This is a genomic window from Actinomadura sp. (genome assembly GCF_044508335.1).
GTDB lineage: Bacteria > Actinomycetota > Actinomycetes > Streptosporangiales > Streptosporangiaceae > Spirillospora.
The window spans coordinates 39,198-56,348 of the sequence record NZ_JBIQHY010000001.1 but is presented as its reverse complement, the minus strand read 5'-3'; the positions used below and the strand labels follow the sequence as shown (position 1 = coordinate 56,348).

At 71.9% G+C, this 17,151-nt stretch carries 12 protein-coding genes; 6 read left to right on the top strand and 6 right to left on the bottom strand.

Translation table 11 applies throughout. From position 1 onward, the window contains the following. The first annotated feature begins 215 nt into the window (after window positions 1–215). Window positions 216–2,981 (top strand): aconitate hydratase AcnA, encoded by a 2,766-nt coding sequence (gene acnA / locus ACIWVC_RS00245; protein WP_396445389.1) that lies wholly within the window; start codon window positions 216–218, stop codon window positions 2,979–2,981. A gap of 55 nt (window positions 2,982–3,036) precedes the next feature. Here the strand turns inward: acnA and ACIWVC_RS00240 are convergent, their stop codons facing one another. Beyond that, window positions 3,037–6,627, bottom strand: coding sequence for a hypothetical protein (locus ACIWVC_RS00240; protein ID WP_396445390.1), 3,591 nt, complete (start codon window positions 6,625–6,627; stop codon window positions 3,037–3,039). A gap of 166 nt (window positions 6,628–6,793) precedes the next feature. On the opposite strand from ACIWVC_RS00240, the gene ACIWVC_RS00235 reads away from it, so the two are divergent. The 4 genes from ACIWVC_RS00235 to mug all read left to right on the top strand — a co-directional run bounded on the left by ACIWVC_RS00235 (window position 6,794) and on the right by mug (window position 10,416). Further along, on the top strand, window positions 6,794–8,026 hold the full coding sequence (locus ACIWVC_RS00235) for a glycosyltransferase family 4 protein (RefSeq protein WP_396445391.1): 1,233 nt from the start codon (window positions 6,794–6,796) through the stop codon (window positions 8,024–8,026). Between the two features lie 93 nt (window positions 8,027–8,119). Continuing rightward, window positions 8,120–9,049 carry an aldo/keto reductase gene (locus tag ACIWVC_RS00230; protein ID WP_396445392.1) on the top strand — a complete coding sequence of 310 codons (930 nt, stop codon included), beginning with the start codon at window positions 8,120–8,122 and terminating at the stop codon, window positions 9,047–9,049. Window positions 9,050–9,086: 37 nt separating this feature from the next. Beyond that, window positions 9,087–9,806: a sulfite exporter TauE/SafE family protein gene (locus ACIWVC_RS00225; RefSeq protein WP_396445393.1), complete on the top strand. Its 720-nt coding sequence runs from the start codon at window positions 9,087–9,089 to the stop codon at window positions 9,804–9,806. A gap of 49 nt (window positions 9,807–9,855) precedes the next feature. Beyond that, on the top strand, window positions 9,856–10,416 hold the full coding sequence (mug, locus tag ACIWVC_RS00220; RefSeq protein ID WP_396445394.1) for a G/U mismatch-specific DNA glycosylase: 561 nt from the start codon (window positions 9,856–9,858) through the stop codon (window positions 10,414–10,416). Here mug and ACIWVC_RS00215 read toward each other — a convergent pair. The 5 genes from ACIWVC_RS00215 to idi all read right to left on the bottom strand — a co-directional run bounded on the left by ACIWVC_RS00215 (window position 10,406) and on the right by idi (window position 15,035). Then, on the bottom strand, window positions 10,406–10,819 hold the full coding sequence (locus tag ACIWVC_RS00215; RefSeq protein ID WP_396445395.1) for a hypothetical protein: 414 nt from the start codon (window positions 10,817–10,819) through the stop codon (window positions 10,406–10,408). The two genes, mug and ACIWVC_RS00215, sit on opposite strands and share 11 nt — an antisense overlap. Before the next feature lie 341 nt (window positions 10,820–11,160). Continuing rightward, window positions 11,161–12,087 carry a carbohydrate ABC transporter permease gene (locus ACIWVC_RS00210; protein ID WP_396445396.1) on the bottom strand — a complete coding sequence of 309 codons (927 nt, stop codon included), beginning with the start codon at window positions 12,085–12,087 and terminating at the stop codon, window positions 11,161–11,163. Beyond that, window positions 12,084–13,049 (bottom strand): carbohydrate ABC transporter permease, encoded by a 966-nt coding sequence (locus tag ACIWVC_RS00205; protein ID WP_396445397.1) that lies wholly within the window; start codon window positions 13,047–13,049, stop codon window positions 12,084–12,086. Before ACIWVC_RS00205 ends, ACIWVC_RS00210 begins: the two co-directional genes overlap by 4 nt. Then, window positions 13,046–14,353, bottom strand: coding sequence for an ABC transporter substrate-binding protein (locus tag ACIWVC_RS00200; protein ID WP_396445398.1), 1,308 nt, complete (start codon window positions 14,351–14,353; stop codon window positions 13,046–13,048). Before ACIWVC_RS00200 ends, ACIWVC_RS00205 begins: the two co-directional genes overlap by 4 nt. A gap of 106 nt (window positions 14,354–14,459) precedes the next feature. Beyond that, on the bottom strand, window positions 14,460–15,035 hold the full coding sequence (idi, locus tag ACIWVC_RS00195; RefSeq protein WP_396445399.1) for an isopentenyl-diphosphate Delta-isomerase: 576 nt from the start codon (window positions 15,033–15,035) through the stop codon (window positions 14,460–14,462). A 150-nt stretch (window positions 15,036–15,185) separates the two neighbouring features. Between idi and dxs the strand changes: the two genes are divergently transcribed. Continuing rightward, complete coding sequence (gene dxs / locus ACIWVC_RS00190) at window positions 15,186–17,135, top strand: 1-deoxy-D-xylulose-5-phosphate synthase (protein WP_396445400.1); 1,950 nt, start codon at window positions 15,186–15,188, stop codon at window positions 17,133–17,135. The last annotated feature ends 16 nt before the right edge of the window (window positions 17,136–17,151 follow it).

Below are 17,151 nucleotides of genomic sequence, written 5' to 3'. Positions count from 1 at the left end.
ATAGCTTGACGTCGAGAGAAATCCTGCGGAAGTTAGGCGGCCCTGATTGCGGGTGATGTGGTCGACTAAGGCAGGATCAAGGTAGACGAGCACCCGGCCCGTCCCGCCGCGCGCCGCCACGTGCCGGCCCCGCGGACGGGCGCACTGCAATTCACGAGGAGCGCCGCGCGCTCATGTCCCGGACCGGACGCGCGGTTGCGATGGAGGAGGAGTCCGTGTCCGCGAACAGCTTCGGCAGCCTTGACAAGCTGCAGGTTGGCGACAAGTCGTACGACATCTATCGGCTGGACGCCGTCGAGGGCGCGGCCCGTCTCCCGTACAGCCTGAAGGTGCTGCTGGAGAACCTGCTGCGCACCGAGGACGGCGCGAACGTCACCGCAGACCACATCCGCGCGCTCGCGCAGTGGGACCCGCAGGCGCAGCCGAGCAAGGAGATCCAGTTCACCCCCGCCCGGGTGATCATGCAGGACTTCACCGGCGTGCCGTGCGTGGTCGACCTCGCCACGATGCGCGAGGCCGTACGGGACCTCGGCGGGGACCCCACGAAGATCAACCCGCTGGCGCCGGCCGAGATGGTGATCGACCACTCGGTGATCGTCGACTACTTCGGCACCCCGCAGGCGTTCGAGCGGAACGTGCAGCGGGAGTACGAGCGCAACAAGGAGCGCTACCAGTTCCTGCGGTGGGGGCAGACGGCGTTCGACGAGTTCAAGGTCGTCCCGCCCGGCACCGGCATCGTCCACCAGGTGAACATCGAGCACCTCGCGCGCGTGGTCTTCGACCGCGACGGCGTCGCCTACCCCGACACCTGCGTCGGCACCGACTCCCACACGACGATGGAGAACGGCATCGGCGTCCTCGGCTGGGGCGTCGGCGGCATCGAGGCCGAGGCCGCGATGCTCGGCCAGCCGATCTCGATGCTCATCCCGCGCGTGGTCGGGTTCAAGCTGACCGGCGAGCTGCCCGCCGGGACCACCGCGACCGACCTGGTCCTCACGATCACCGAGATGCTGCGCGAGCACGGCGTCGTCGGCAAGTTCGTCGAGTTCTACGGCGAGGGCGTGCACGCGCTGCCGCTGGCGAACCGCGCCACGATCGGCAACATGAGCCCCGAGTTCGGCTCCACCTGCGCGATCTTCCCGATCGACGACGAGACGCTGAAGTACCTGCGGCTGACCGGGCGCACCGAAGAGCAGATCAGCCTCGTCGAGGCGTACGCCAAGGCGCAGGGCCTGTGGCTCGACCCGTCGGTGGAGCCCGAGTTCTCCGAGTACATGGAGCTGGACCTCGGCACGGTCGTGCCGTCGCTCGCCGGCCCGAAGCGCCCGCAGGACCGCATCCCGCTGTCGGACGCCAAGCGGATCTGGCGGCGTGACGTGCAGAACTACGTCTCCAGCATCATGGGCGCGCTGGACGAGGCGTCCGACGAGAGCTTCCCGGCCTCCGACACCCCGGCGATCACCCACGCGACCAACGGCGACAAGCCGCGGCACGTCGACCCGGAGGGCTCCACGCGGCCGCACAAGCGCGTCCCCGTCAAGCTGGAGGACGGCACCGAGTTCGTCCTCGACCACGGGCACGTCGCCGTCGCGGCCATCACGTCCTGCACCAACACGTCCAACCCGTACGTGATGATCGGCGCGGCGCTGCTGGCGAAGAACGCCGTGGAGAAGGGCCTCACCCGCAAGCCGTGGGTGAAGACCTCGCTCGCGCCCGGGTCGCAGGTCGTCACCGACTACTACGAGCGCGCCGGGCTCACCCCCTACCTCGACAAGATCGGCTTCAACCTGGTCGGGTACGGCTGCACCACCTGCATCGGCAACACCGGGCCGCTGCAGCCGGAGATCTCCAAGGCCGTCAACGACAACGACCTGGCGGTCACCGCGGTGCTGTCCGGCAACCGCAACTTCGAGGGCCGCATCAGCCCCGACGTGAAGATGAACTACCTGGCGTCGCCGCCGCTCGTCATCGCCTACGCGCTCGCCGGGACGATGGACATCGACATCCTCAACGACCCGATCGCCGAGGGCACCGACGGCCCGGTCTACCTGCGCGACATCTGGCCCGCGCCGGAGGAGGTCGCGGCGATCGTCGAGTCGTCCATCGGGCAGGAGATGTTCGTCGAGAGCTACGCCGACGTCTTCAAGGGCGACGAGCGCTGGCGCAACCTCGCCATCCCCACCGGCGACCTGTTCGAGTGGGATCCGTCGTCCACCTACGTCCGCAAGGCCCCGTACTTCGACGGCATGGGCGCCGAGCCCGAGCCGGTCGCCGACATCCACGGCGCCCGCGTCCTGGCGAAGCTGGGCGACTCGGTCACCACCGACCACATCTCCCCGGCGGGCGCCATCAAGGTCGGCACCCCCGCCGCGCAGTACCTCCAGGACAACGGCGTCGCCGTCAAGGACTTCAACTCCTACGGCTCGCGCCGCGGCAACCACGAGGTCATGATCCGCGGGACGTTCGCCAACATCCGGCTCCGCAACCAGCTCCTGGACGGCGTCGAGGGCGGCTACACCCGCGACTTCACCCAGGAGGGCGCGCCGCAGGCGTTCATCTACGACGCCTCGCGGAACTACCTCGAGCGCGGCATCCCGCTCGTGGTCATCGCGGGCAAGGAGTACGGCTCCGGCTCGTCCCGCGACTGGGCGGCGAAGGGCACCGCGCTGCTCGGCGTCCGTGCCGTGATCGCCGAGTCCTTCGAGCGCATCCACCGCTCCAACCTGATCGGCCTCGGCGTCCTGCCGCTGCAGTTCAAGGACGGCGAGTCCGCCGAGTCGCTCGGCCTCACCGGCACCGAGACCTTCGACATCACCGGCGTCACCGCCCTCAACGAGGGCGGCATCCCGGAGGAGGTCACCGTGAAGGCCGACGACAAGGAGTTCACCGCCATCGTCCGCATCGACACCCCGGGTGAGGCGGACTACTACCGCAACGGCGGCATCCTCCAGTACGTCCTGCGCAACCTGATCCGCAAGTAACCCGCACGACCGCGACGGGCCGCTCCACCCCGGAGCGGCCCGTTCCGTCTCCGTCTCACCGGCCTTTCAGCCGTTCGTGGATCTTCGCGGCCACCGCCGGCGGGCAGTCGGACCGCCGGGCGAGGTCGAGCGCGCGGCCGCCCGGCACGTTGCGTTCGTGGACGGCGATGGCCTCGGCGATGGCCCCCTTGGTGCCCGGGCCGACGCTCGTCCACAACTCCTCGGTCAGCCGGCCGGCGAAGGTGTCCGACCGGGCGATGACTCCGCGCAGCATGTCGGCCAGCGCCTCACCGAAACCGCTGCTGACCTGCTGGACGTCCCAGCCGGGCAGGACGCCCCCCACCGCCCGCTCGATCTCCGCGACGGGGAGGCGGTGCAGGCCGAGCGCGTTGACGGCGTCCACCCAGAGGCTCAGTTCCGAGGTGAGCCGGGCCGTCGCGCGCGTCGTGGAGTCGGCGGCGATCCGTGCGGGGACGGCGCGGAGCGGCTCGGTGAGCTTGTCCATGACGGCTCGCACGTCGTCTAGGGGCAGCGGGCGGCGCCGGTCCAGTTCGACGAGGAGCTTGAGAAGGTCGGCGGGTAGCTGGGTGTTCTCGCGGGCGTCGACGGCCCTCTCCAGCCGCGCGCGGGCCGCGTCGCCGATCCCGTCCCATTCCGCGCGGGTCAGCGAGGCGTCCGGAACGAGGCGCTCGTCCGCCAGGATCAGGGCGATCTTCCCCGCGGCGTCGGTGTGCCGGGTGGGGAGGAGGGCGAGGAGCCACCGCGTCACGTCGGGGGAGAGCGGCTCGCCGTCCTCCAGGGCCCACGACTGGACGGTGTTGACGGCGGTGCCGGCGACGGCCGGGCTGGCTCCGTCCAGGATCCGGGGCGCGAGCCACGCCCGCGCCCCGGCGTCGTGGCGGGCGATCCGCCCCTCGAACTGGGCCCGCCGCTGGACGGACTTGCCGCCGCTCTCGGTCGGCAGCAGCGCGCGGAGGTCCGTCCGCGCCTCGACGAGGAAACCGGTGGGTGCCGTGTTGAGCCAGGTCCGGACCGTGCTGGCGAGGACGACCTCCCAGTCCTTCACGGCCCGCGGCCCGTCCGCGGCGGTGCGCCGCTTCCGGTCGTGCGCGGCCAGGTCGGCCAGTAGGGACCGGTGGAGATCGGCGTCGGGGTTCGCGAGCTTGACGAGGACGGGCCAGACCTGCCGCTCGAACCGCGACCGGTGCCGGGAGAGGGCGCCGAGGAGCCGTTCCCGGCGCGCGCGGCCGAGCCGCCCGGCGATCTGCTTCGCCAGGGCGGCGGCCGTGCCCACGGCCTCCGCGCCGGCGTCCTCGGGCAGCTCCAGCAGGTCTGCGGCCACCTCGTCCGGACGGTCGTCGGCGATGAACCGGGCGACGTTCACCCAGCGCTCCCGGAACCGGACGGACCGGTCGCTCAGCACTGTGCCGAGCAGGTCCCGGCGGACGTCCGGGTCTCGCGTGAACTCGGCGACGAGCCGGATCTGCGCCTTGTCCCATCGGGCGGGCAGGTCGTCCTGGAGGAGGTCCGGCCAGGACGCCCAGCCGCGCGCCGACCTGACCGCGGGGGTGTGCCAGCAGTGCCGGAGCAGGTCCACGGCGTCGTCGTTGGCCAGGTCCGTCGGCAGCTCGGCCGCCAGCATGGCCGTCTCCAGGCCGTTCCACGCGGCCGGCTCCCCGCGCCGCAGCACCGCGAGCTTGCCCCTCAGCATCGTGCGCTGCGCGCACACGCCGAGGGCCGCGTACCGGCCGTGCAGGTGCTCCTCTATCTCCGGGCCGGGCTCGGACGCGCACAGTTCCGCGATCAGGTTCTCCGGCAGGCCGACCCACAGGTTGTTCGACAGTCCGTCCCGGCGCGCGTCGACCAGGGCCAGTGCCCACGAGAGGTAGTGCCGCCGCAGCGGTCCGTCCAGGCGGGCCAGCAGGCTTCCCACGGTGCGGGTGGCCTCGGGCAGCAGATCCGCCGCGGTGTGTTCGAGCAGCGGGACGCTGATCCGCAGGGCCTCCTCGCGGCAGCCGGCCGGCGCCTGCGCCAGCAGCGGGACGAGCGAGTGCAGCAGCGCCGGATCGTCCTGCGCCAGGGCGTCGGCTAGGGTGCGCAGGTCCTCCGGCGAGTCCCAGGCCAGCGCGGCCAGCAGGTGGATGCGGGCGCCCTCCGCGGTCAGCCGCGGGACGGCGTCGCGCAGCTCGTCCCGGCGGTCGGGCGCCGAGCCCTGCAGCAGCAGGTGCCGGGCGATCGACCAAAGGAAGGAGTGCGGGTCGGCGAGGCCCGCGCGCAGGTCGTCCAGCTGGGCCGGTTTCCCGCGCTGGGCGAGCAGCCGGGCGATGACGAACTCGGCGTAGGTCTGGTGGAAGAATTCGCACCGGCCGGCGCGGTGGCGCAGCGCGCCCTCGCTGAGCAGCGCGCGCAGGCCCGAGTCGTCGGGTAGCTCCGCGATGTCCACCGTCGGCGACAGGCGCCCGGTGCTCTGGTCCAGGACGGCCTGTGCCAGCGCGAGCGCGGCCGCCTCCTGACGCCTCGCCTGAGCCGAATGGCGGCCCTGCCGGTCGCGGGCGATGCGCCGGTTCCAGTACGCCAGGTACAGGCCGGTGATGGTGAGGTCGGACGGCACCGTGCCCGTCTCGCTGTACAGCTCGCAGGCCAGCGCGAGGCGCAGCGGCACCGCGCAGACCTCCCGGACGGTGGCCGCCGACACGGCGTCCGACAGCGAGCGGAGGAAGCGCTCCCGCTCGTGCGCCGTCCGGTCCAGGCCCGAGACGTACCGTTCGGCCCACGCCAGGATCTCCGTCGTGCCCAGCCTGGGCAGGGCGACGGCCTTGCCGAGCCGGAGCCTCAGCCGCGGGCGGTAGGAGTGCGGATCCTGGAGCAGATCCTCGAACTCGCGGGTGCGGCAGGTGACGAAGAGTCTGGCGTGCTCGGCGGCGTCCTCCAGGACGGTCGTCAGCGCGTCGGCGGTCGCGTCGGAGAGCGCGACGTCCAGGGTGTCCACCAGCAGGAACACCTCGCCGAAGGCGGCGCGCAGCTCTTGGACGAACCGCCGCAGCCCCGGCCCGGGCAGTGCGGCCGCCGCCGCGAGCGCGCGGTCGGCGGAGTCGGCGGTGGTCAGGTCGGCGGCGGCCGGGATCAGCGCGCACGGCACCAGCACGACGGCCTCGGTGCGCTCCGCGGTGCCGAGCCGCTCCGCGATCTGCCCGAGCAGGACGCTCTTGCCGAGCCCGCCCTCGCCGACGAGGAAGACGACCCGGTCGTCTCCGTCCAGCTCGGCGTCGACGAGTCCGAGGCGGGAGACCGCGGGGAGCACGAAAGCGTCCGTCGTCTCCATCCCGTGCAGATGGACGCGGCTCGGCTTCGGCGGCCTCGGACGCGCCGGGGCGGACGCCGGCCGGCGCCGCACCTTCTCGTAGAGCGCGTCCCAGTCGTCGACGCCCGTCGCCGACGGCGGTAGGTCCCGCAGCGCCCGGCGCATCAGGTCCCAGTTCTTCTCGCCCGGTATCGACCCGTTCTTCGCGTCGTACCAGACGGACTTGAAAACGCCGCTCCGGGCTTCGGCCGCTCGGTCGCCGCCCATTTCATCGACCGCGCGGGCGATCGCGTCCCTGAACCGCCGCCGATGCCGGTCGGCCGCCGCTCCCGAAGGGGACGTCATCGAGAAGGCACCTCCGGGAGATCTGTCCGGCGTCCGGACCGACGAATTCGACCGGACATCGGAAACGTACACCGCGAGGTGGCCGCCCGCGGCGGGTCGTGTCCGGCGCCGCCCGTCCCGCCGGACACCGATGCCGGACGCCGCCCCGGCCAGGCACGCTGCGCCCATGTCCACAGCGCGAAACGACCTGACGGCGCTGGCCGTGGCGACCGAGTGGTCGTCGGCGAACGGCGGCCTGAGCACGCTCAACCGCGGCCTGTGCGGGGCGCTCGCCGCGAAGGGCGTGCGCGTGCTCTGCCTGGTGCCGGGCGCGTCCGAGGAGGAGCGGGCGGACGCGGAGGCCGCCGGGGTGACGCTGGTCGCGGCGCGCCCCGTGCCGGGCGGGTCGCCGCGCAGGGCGCTGATCCGGCGGCCGGTGCTGCCGGAGGGCGTCGTGCCGGATGTGGTCATCGGGCACGGCCGGGTGACCGGGCCGATGGCGATGTGCCAGGTGGAGGACCATTTCCCGGATGCGTCACGGGTCCAGGTCGTCCATGTCGCGCCGGACGAGCTGGAATGGTGGCGGCCGGATCGCGCGGACGATCCAGGGCTGCGCGCCGAGCAGCGCACGGAGCTGGAACGGCTGCTCTGCCAGGAGGCGGCCGTGGTCGCGGCCGTCGGGCCACGGTTGCACGAGCGGTTCTCCCGTGACCTGGCGGTGCGTCCGGGGGCCCCGTCGCCCATCCGGCTCGACCCCGGCTTCGACGTGCCGCCCGTGCGTCCGCGTCCGCCCGCGTGCGGCGCGCCGGCGCAGGTCCTGCTCGTGGGGCGGCTGGAGGACTACGAGATCAAGGGCGTGGACCTCGCCGCGCGCGCCGTCGCCCACGCGCTGGAGCTGCGGGACGACCGCGACGCCGAGGTGGAGCTGCTGGTGCGGGGCGCGCCGCCGGGGGAGTGCGGCGCGCTCCGGGACCGCATCCGGCGGGACGCCGCATGCCCGGCCCTGGACGTGACCGTCCGCCCCTTCTCGGTGGACGGCGACCGGCTCGCGGAGGACCTGGCCCGCGCGTCCCTCCTCGTCATGCCGTCCCGGGCGGAGGCGTTCGGGCTCGTCGGCCTGGAGGCGGCCGTCGCGGGGACGCCGGTGCTCGCCGCCGCGCGGAGCGGTTTCGGGCTGCTGCTCCGCGACGTCCTCGGCGCCGCGGCGGCGCCGTTCGTCGTGCCCGTCCGCGACGACCGCGAGGACGTCCTGCGGTGGGGCCACAACGTGGCGGCCGTCCTGCGGGACCCGGCCGGGGCCTTCGCCATGGCGGACACCGCGCGGCGGGAACTGGCACGTCGCCGGACCTGGGCGATGGCCGCCGGCGCGCTGCTGGACGCCCTCAGTGTCCGACCGCGAGGCGGAGGCCGAACGAGATGAAGGCGGGGCCATGCCGGAGATGTCGCAGGAGTGTTCCGCGGCGCGGTGGGAATGGGCGTCCGGAACGTTTGATTGGATCTGGGGATGGCCGGCATGAACAAGATCGGTGACCTCGACGTCTTCCCGCTGTGCCTGGGCGGGAACGTCTTCGGCTGGACGACCGGCAAGGAGCGCTCGTTCGAGATCCTGGACGCCTACGCGGCGGCCGGCGGCAACTTCATCGACACGTCCGACTCCTACACGGCGTCCGCGCCGGGCAACAGCGGCGGCGAGTCCGAGACGATCATCGGGGAGTGGGCGGAGTCCCGCGGCAACCGGGACGACATCGTCATCGCCACCAAGGTGGGCAGGCACCCTGACCGCCAGGGGCTGGCCCCGGCCAACATCAAGGCCGCCGCGGACGACTCCCTGCGCCGGCTCCGCACCGACCGCATCGACCTGTACTACACGCACTTCGACGACCCGTCCGTGCCCGTCGGGGACATCATGGGCGCCCTGGACGAGCTGGTGACGGCGGGCAAGGTCAGGCACATCGCGGTGTCCAACATCGAGCCGGACCGGCTTGAGGCGTCACTGGAGTTCGCCGAGCGCGAGGGCACCGCCCGCTACGTCGCCATCCAGCCGCACTACAACCTCGTGTCCCGCGACACCTACGAGGGGCCGCGCCGCGACCTCGCCGAACGGTACGGACTGGCCGCCGTCCCCTACTACGGACTCGCGTCGGGCTTCCTGACCGGCAAGTACCGCCCCGGCGGCAAGGTGGACAGCGTGCGCGCCGGCCGCGCGGCGAAGTACCTGGAGACCGAGCGCGGCCGCAGGGTGCTCGCCGCGCTCGACCTCGTCGCCGAGGAGCAGGGCGTCGCCGTCGCCACCGCGGCGCTGGCCTGGCTCGCCGCGCAGCCGACCGTCGCCGCGCCCATCGCCAGCGCCCGCACCCCCGACCAGCTCCCGCCCCTCGTCGAGAGCGCCCGGACGACCCTGACCGACGACCAGCTGAAGCGCCTCACCGAGGCATCCGCCTGATGATGACCGGATAAGTAGGGATGTAGCGTCACGCGTTGTGCCGCCTTTCGAGTTCCTCCTGTTCGGCGGCCTGGCCGCGCTGGTCGGCGCGATCGTGCAGGGAAGCGTCGGCCTCGGCGTCGGCCTGGTCGCCACCCCGATCGTCACGATGCTGTACCCGTCGCTGATGCCGGGCGCGATCCTGGTCGTCGCGCTGGTCCTGCCGCTGGCCACGCTCGCGCAGGAGGTCGGGCACGTCGACTCCCGCGGCCTCGCCTGGGCGTTCGGCGGCCGGCTCGCCGGGACGCCGTTTGGGGTGTGGCTGGTCGCCGCCGTCCCCACCCGCGTCCTCAGCATCGTCATCGGCGTGATCGTCCTCGCCGCGCTCGCGGTGACGGCCCGGTCGGCGGACGTGCCGCGCAACCGCCGGACGCTCGCCGCCGCCGGAGTCGTCTCCGGCACCACCGGGACCGCGTCCGGCATCGGCGGCCCGCCCATCGCGCTGCTCTACCAGCGCGAGAGCGGCCCCCGGGTGCGGGCGACGCTCGCCCTGTACTTCGTGGGCGGCACGCTGCTCTCCCTGACCGTCCTCGGCGTCGCGGGGCACCTCCCCGCCCGGCAGGTCGTCGCGGGCCTGCTGCTGCTCCCGTTCGTGTTCGCGGGGTTCCTCGCGGCCGGTCCGCTGCGCCGCTACCTGGACGCCGGGCGCCTCCGGCTGGCGCTGCTCCTCGTCGTCGGGACGTCCGCGGTGGTGCTGATCGTCCGCAACCTGATCTGAGGCGCCCGGCGAGGCCGCCCTTCCGCGGTACCGCCGGTAGTTTTGCCTGATGCGTCCCAGCAAGGCCGACCTTGAGGCGGCTCGCGACCGTGTCATCGACGATGTCCTGCCCCTGGACGGCGGGACGCTCCGGGTGCTGTTCAGCGGCATCAACCCGGGCCTGTACTCCGGCGCCACCGGGTACCACTTCGCGCGTCCCGGCAACCGCTTCTGGCCCGCGCTGCACCGCTCCGGCTTCACCGACCGGCTCCTGGACCCGTCCGAGCAGCACCTCCTGCCCGGCTACGGCCTCGGCATCACCAACCTGGCGCACCGCACCACGGCCCGCGCGGACGAACTGACCGGCGAGGAGCTGCGCGAGGGCGGACGCCGCCTGAAGGCCCTCGCGGACCGGCACCGTCCCGCCTACCTGGCGGTCGCCGGGGTCACCGCCTACCGCACCGCCTTCGGCCGCCCCCGCGCCCAGATCGGCCCGCAGGACGAGCGGTTCGGCCCGGCGAGGGTCTGGGTGCTGCCGAACCCGAGCGGGTTGAACGCCGGGTGGCCGCTCGACCGCATCGCCGCCGAGTTCCGCCGGCTGCGCGAAGCCGCCGAGGCCCTCAGGGGTTGAGGGCGAACATCGTGTTCACCTCTTTGACCAGGGACGGGTGCGGCTGCCACAGGTCGGTGCGGCCGAGGGCGACGATGGGCCGGGGGAGGGGGCGGACGCCGCTGAGGTGCCAGTGGTGGTGGCCGCGCTCCGCCCAGGGGCCGCAGTCGCAGGAGCCGCCGCGGACGGCGGCGGAGCAGACGTCGTCGAGCTCGGCGACCGCGATGACGGCGCCGATCGTGGCGAGCGGGTCGCGCGGGTCCCAGCCGGCGGCCTGGATCAGCGGCGAGTCGCACGCCTTCAGGTCGACGCGCATGGAGGCGTGGACGAGGAGGGGGCCGCGGTAGGCCGTCGGCAGGCTCTGGTTCGAGACCGACTTGCCGCCGCGCGCGATCGCGAACGCCCAGGGCTGCTGAACACTCATCGCCTGCACGCGGCCACCTCCACTGCTCGTCCCCGTCTCCGTCGACCCGGGATCGCCGAGGCCCCGGCGGATGCCGGTGTGCCGCGCGACGATGCCCGAGAGGCTAGGCGCATCCCGGCGGAATTGCCAACGGGCGGGTCGAAAGGATTGATGTCCGCCATGGGACGGCTGCCGGGCCGTGCAATTCCCATGCGGATCTCCTTTGATCATCCTTGTGACGCGTGAGCACCGTGCCGGGTTGACGTGCTCCTGCGACTAATACGGATTAACACGAATTGACGCGGGGGTCCATAACGGACGGGCCAGAGGTGCGGCGCGCGCGGCCGGTGTGTTCGTCCGTCTCATCCCTTGAGCGCTCCCGCCATCAGGCCGCGCATGAAGAACCGTCCCAGCAGCAGGTACACCAGGAGGGTCGGCAGGGACGCCAGGAGCGCCTCGGCCATCTGCTGGTTGTACTGGACGGCGACCGCGCCCGAGCCCGCCGTGTTGTTCAGCATCACCGTGACCGGCCAGCTGTCGGGGGCGCCGAGGAACACCGCGAACAGGAAGTCGTTCCACATCGAGGTGAACTGCCAGATCAGCGTCACCGCGAACGCGGGCGCCGACACCGGCAGGACCACCGACCAGTACGTGCGCAGCATGCCGGCGCCGTCCACGCGGGACGCCTCGATCAGCTCGTCCGGGATCGTGACGTAGTAGTTCCGGAAGATGAGCGTGCAGATCGGGATGCCGTACACGACGTGCGCGAGGACGAGGCCGCGGATCGTGCCCGCCAGCTCCATGTCCGTCAGCAGCCCCGCCAGCGGGATCATGACCGCCTGGTAGGGGATGAACATGCCGAACAGGAACAGGGTGAACACGACGTCCGCGCCCGGGAACCGCCACTTGGACAGGACGTAGCCGTTCATCGAGCCGAGCACGGCCGAGATGACCGACCCGGTCACCGCGATCTTGACGCTGTTCTCCAGGCCCGGCTTCAGCGCGTCCCAGGCCGTGCTCCAGCCGGACGTGCTCCAGTTGCTCGGCAGGCTCCACGCGCTGCTCGGGTCCGCCTCGGCCAGCGGTTTGAAGCTGGTGACGATGAGGACGTAGACGGGGATGAGGAACAGCAGCACGAACGCCAGCAGGACGGCCAGCTTGACCGCCTGCACGGCCCGCGACGACCGGCCGGGCGCGCTCGTGCCCGCGCCGCCCCCGCCGCGTCCGCGCAGGCCGCCCGCCAGCCGGCGCCACGCCGGCGCCGCGGGGGGTGCTTCCACGCGCGTCATCGGGTCCGCTCCGATCGCACCGACCAGACCAGGTACGGGATCACCAGGACGGCGACGGCGACCAGCATGTAGGTCGCGATCGTCGCGCCGTTCGCCGGGTCGTGCCGGTCGAAGATCTCCACGTAGGTGGCGATCGCCGGGACGTAGGTGATGATCTGCTTGCCCGCGATCGCCATGATCAGGTCGAACACCTTCAGCGAGATGTGCCCGAGGATGATCAGCGCGGACAGCGTCACCGGGCGGAGCTGCGGGAACACCACGTACCGGTACACCTTCCACTCGGAGGCGCCGTCCACCCGCGCCGCCTCGCGCAGCTCCTCAGGGACGCTCCGGAACCCGGCCAGATACAAAGCCATGACATATCCGGACATCTGCCAGATGGCGGGGAGGGCCATCGCCGCCATGCCCCAGTCCGGATGCTGCCACCAGCTGTTCGACAGGAACCCCAGATGGAGCTTGTCGAACAGCTGGTTGAACCCGACGGCGCGCTGCGGCGGCGCCGGGTTCATCAGCCATCGCCACACGACCCCGCTGGCGATGAACGACACCGCCATCGGGAACAGGTACACCACCCGGAAGCCGGCCTCGGCGCGGATCCCCTTGTCCATGAGGAACGCCAGGAAGGCGCCGAGCGCCAGCGCGCCGACCACGAACACCGCCGTGAACAGCAGCGCGTGCTTGACCGCGCCCGGCCAGCTCGGCTGGGACCACAGGTCGACGAAGTTCCTGCCCTTGTCGAACCCGTACTCGGAGACCTCGTCGTGCTTGCCGCTCAGCGCGACCCGCGTGTTCCAGAACAGCAGCCCGTAGACGAACAGCCCGATCGCGGCGATGGACGGCGAGACGAGCAGCAGCCCCGGCAGCCACTTGCGGCTGCGCCGGAGGAGCGACGAGCGGTGCTCCTCCGGCGTCTCCCGGCGGCCGGCGCCGGCTGCTTTCAGGCCCTCATCCGACGCGGTCACTGTCCGCTGTTCTTGGCCGCGGTCACCAGCCCCTGCTGGAGCTTGGCCACGTCCCGGTTCTGCAGGAACAGGCCGATCGCGGTGTCGATGTCGGTGTGCCACTTGTTGTTGGCGTTCACGCCGTGCCAGAACGAGCCCGCCAGCTTGGTCTGCGGGTTGTTCCACTCCTCGAACGCGGTCTGCAGGTAGCCGGTGTAGAGGCTCTTGTCGGCGTCCTTACGGGCGGGGATGGAGCCCTTCTTCGGGTTGAAGAGGTCCTGCCCCTCCTTGCTGGACACCTCCTTCAGCCACGCGGTCGCCCCGGCGCGGTGCGGCGCGCCCTTGGGCAGGGTGAAGCTGTCCGACAGCCACATGTAGGTGCCCTCGGTGCCCGGCGCCGGCGCGAACTTGAAGTCGGTGTCGAGCTTCTTGCCGAGGCCGTTGGGCGCGTCGCCGATGAAGTACCCGTAGGCCCAGTCGCCCATGATGTTGAACGCGGCCTTGCCGTCCACGACGGCCTTCGCGGCGCCCTGCCAGTCGGTGGACGCGGCCTCCAGCGTCGTGTACTTCATGATCTCGCCGAAGTCGTTCAGCGCGTTGGTGACCGCCGGGGTGCTCCAGTCGGCGCCCGGCTTCCACAGCGCGTTGTAGCCGTCGGTGCCGAGGCTGCCGAGCAGGACGTTCTCCAGCAGGTGGTCGGCCGTCCATTGCGCGCCGAGCGACAGCGGCACCTTCTTCGTCTTGCTCTTGACGGCCTTCAGCGCGGTGATGAACTCGGGGATCGACTTCGGCGGCCCGTCGATCCCGGCGTCCTTGAGGATGCCCGGGTTGTACCAGAGCACGTTGGACCGGTGGATGTTCACCGGGACCGAGTAGATGTGCCCCTGGTAGGTGATCTGGTCGAGAAGCTGCTGCGGGTAGACCGACTTCAGGTTGTTCTCCTGGTAGAAGTCGTCCAGCGGCTCGATCTGCCCGGCCTTGATGTAGTCCAGCAGCTCTGCGCCCGCGTGGCCCTGGAACGAGTCCGGCGGCTTGCGGTTCTGCAGCCGGCTCGCCAGGACGGCCTTGGCCTGCGTCCCCGACCCGCCGGCGATCGCCGCGTTGACGAACTTCGTACCGGGATTCTTCTTCTCGAAGTCGGCCTGCATGGCCTTCAGCCCGTCGGCCTCGCCCGGGCCGGTCCACCAGGAGAAGACCTCGACCTCGGACTTGTCGTCGTTCGAGCCTCCGCCGTCGTCTCCGCCGCAGCCCGACATGGCGAGGGCACCGGTCATGGCCACGGCCGCGAAGACGGTCCAGCGGCGCCGGAAAGCACGTACTCGCATCGTCCGTCCTTTCGGTAACCCCGGGAGAGCAAGCGTCCGTTCGGACGCGCGGGCGGTCAACACCGGGGACCGAAAAGTGATCAAGCGGTGATGCGGTCGCTCCGGCCTACCAGGCGAGCGCGGGCGGGAGGTCGTCCTGCCCGGCGTCCGGCCAGTCGAGCGGGGCGCCGAGCGGCGCCAGCTCGGCCAGCTGCAGCCGGTACCAGGGCGAGGACTCGGGGCGCTCGGCCAGCTCCAGGCAGCGCTCCCACGTCCACCACTCGGCCGCCTCGACCTCGTCGGGGTTCGGGTGGACGGCCCCGTCGGCGGCGGTGGCGCGCACGACCGGGCAGCGCTCGTGCTCGACCGTTCCGTCCGCGGCCGCGGCCCGGTACCGGAACCGCGGCAGGACGGACGTGAGCGACGCCGCCGCCATGCCCAGCTCGTCCCGCAGCCGGCGCAGCACCGCGTCGCGCAGCTTCTCGCCCGGCGCGGGGTGCCCGCAGCAGCTCCCCGTCCAGACCCCGGGGAACGTCCGCTTGTCGAGGGCGCGCTGAGTGATCAGGATGCGACCTTCCGTATCCACGACATAGCAGGAAAAGGCCAGGTGGTACGGCGTGCGCCTGTGGTGGCTGGCGCTCTTCGGAGCGGTTCCGACGGCTTCGTCCGCCGCGTTGAGCAGCACGATCTCTTCGACGCCCATGCTCTACTCCTACCCCATCCCTGCCCCGGGGGTCAGTCTTTTCACACCCGGCGCGCGGGCGGCCTTCGGCGCGTCGCGGGCGAACCGGGATTAAACTCGGAACGGCCCGAGCCAGGGGAGACCCGATCCCCGACGGAGGAGTTGAAACGAGTGAGCTTGCTTGAGTCGATCAAAGGTCCCGACGACCTCAAACGACTGGACGCCGCTCAACTGCCTCGGCTCGCGGAGGAGATCCGCGAGTTCCTCGTCCAGGCGGTCTCCAAGACCGGCGGGCACCTGGGGCCCAACCTGGGCGCGGTCGAGCTGACGATCGCGCTGCACCGCGTCTTCGACTCGCCGCACGACAAGGTCCTGTTCGACACGGGGCACCAGGCGTACGTGCACAAGATCCTCACCGGGCGGCACGACTTCGAGCTGCTCCGCAAGCGCGGCGGCCTGTCGGGGTACCCGAGCCGCAACGAGTCCGAGCACGACGTCATCGAGAACTCCCACGCCTCCACCGCCCTCTCCTACGCCGACGGGTTCGCCAAGGCGTTCCAGCTGCGCGGCGAGACCGACCGCGCGGTGGTCGCCGTCGTCGGCGACGGCGCGCTGACCGGCGGCATGTGCTGGGAGGCGCTGAACAACATCGCCGCCGGCGTCGACCGGCCGGTCATCATCGTCGTCAACGACAACGGCCGGTCCTACTCGCCGACCATCGGCGGCCTCGCGTCCCACCTCGCCGACCTGCGCGTCACCCAGGGCTACGAGAACGCGCTCGAACTCATCAAGAAGACGGTGCCGCGCGCCCCCGTCGTCGGGAACCTCACCTACGAGGCGCTGCACGGCATCAAGAAGGGCCTCAAGGACGTCCTGCAGCCGCAGGCCATGTTCGAGGACCTCGGCATGAAGTACGTCGGCCCGATCGACGGCCACGACGAGGACGCCGTCGAGCGCGCGCTGCGCCGCGCCCGCGGGTTCGGCCGCCCGGTCATCGTGCACTGCATCACCACCAAGGGGCGCGGCTACGCGCCCGCGGAGAACGACACCGAGGACTGCATGCACGGCGGCGGCGCGTTCGACCCCGCCACCGGCAAGTTCGTCGTCAAGAAGAGCGGCCCCGCCTGGACGAAGATCTTCGGCGAGGAGATGGTGGCGATCGGCCGGGAGCGCCGCGACGTCGTCGCCGTCACCGCCGCGATGCTCCACCCGGTCGGGTTCGCGCCGTTCGCCGAGGCGTTCCCCGACCGCATCTTCGACGTCGGCATCGCCGAGCAGCACGCGGTCACCTCCGCCACCGGGCTCGCCATGGGCGGCCTGCACCCGGTCGTCGCGGTGTACGCGACGTTCCTCAACCGGGCCTTCGACCAGGTCCTCATGGACGCGGCGCTGCACAGGCAGCCCGTCACGTTCGCGTTGGACCGCTCCGGCGTGACTGGCGACGACGGCGCCAGCCACAACGGCATGTGGGACCTGTCGATCCTGCAGCTCGTGCCGGGCATGCGCATCGCCGTCCCGCGCGACGGGGCGCGGCTGCGCGAGCTGCTGCGCGAGTGCGTCGCCGTCTCCGACGGCCCGACCGCGATCCGCTACCCCAAGGGCCCGGCGGCCGACGACATCGAGGCGATCGACAAGGTCGGCGAGATGGACGTGCTGGCGCGCCACGACGGCTTCAACGGCACCCGCGTGCTGCTGGTCGCGGCCGGCTCGATGGCGACGCCCGCGGTCGAGGCGGCGGGGCTCATCGCCGCGCAGGGCATCGGCGTCACCGTCGTCGACCCCCGCTGGGTGAAGCCGCTCGACCCGGCGCTGCTCGACCTCGCCCGCGACCACGCGCTCGTCGCCGTCGCCGAGGACAACGGCCGCGCCGGCGCCGTCGGCGACGCCGTCGCGCGGCTGCTGCGCGACGCCGAGGTGGACGCCCCGGTCCGCACGTTCGGCATCCCGCAGGAGTTCCTCGACCACTCCTCGCGCGGCGAGATCCTCGCCGACATCGGCCTGACGCCGCAGGCGCTCGCCCGCGACATCACCGAGTACGTGGCCCGCATCACCGCGACGGAGAGCGACACCCCGGAGGCGTCCGAGCGGGCCTCCGAGCAGACCAGCGACGAGAAGCCCTGACGCCCCGGACGGCAGG

Bases quoted from the DNA above. Each gene is read 5' to 3' on its own strand.
- ACIWVC_RS00240 (WP_396445390.1), bottom strand. From the start codon at position 6,627: ATGACGTCCCCTTCGGGAGCGGCGGCCGACCGGCATCGGCGGCGGTTC.
- ACIWVC_RS00235 (WP_396445391.1), top strand. From the start codon at position 6,794: ATGTCCACAGCGCGAAACGACCTGACGGCGCTGGCCGTGGCGACCGAG.
- ACIWVC_RS00230 (WP_396445392.1), top strand. From the start codon at position 8,120: ATGAACAAGATCGGTGACCTCGACGTCTTCCCGCTGTGCCTGGGCGGG.
- mug (WP_396445394.1), top strand. From the start codon at position 9,856: ATGCGTCCCAGCAAGGCCGACCTTGAGGCGGCTCGCGACCGTGTCATC.
- ACIWVC_RS00215 (WP_396445395.1), bottom strand. From the start codon at position 10,819: ATGAGTGTTCAGCAGCCCTGGGCGTTCGCGATCGCGCGCGGCGGCAAG.
- ACIWVC_RS00210 (WP_396445396.1), bottom strand. From the start codon at position 12,087: ATGACGCGCGTGGAAGCACCCCCCGCGGCGCCGGCGTGGCGCCGGCTG.
- ACIWVC_RS00200 (WP_396445398.1), bottom strand. From the start codon at position 14,353: ATGCGAGTACGTGCTTTCCGGCGCCGCTGGACCGTCTTCGCGGCCGTG.
- idi (WP_396445399.1), bottom strand. From the start codon at position 15,035: ATGGGCGTCGAAGAGATCGTGCTGCTCAACGCGGCGGACGAAGCCGTC.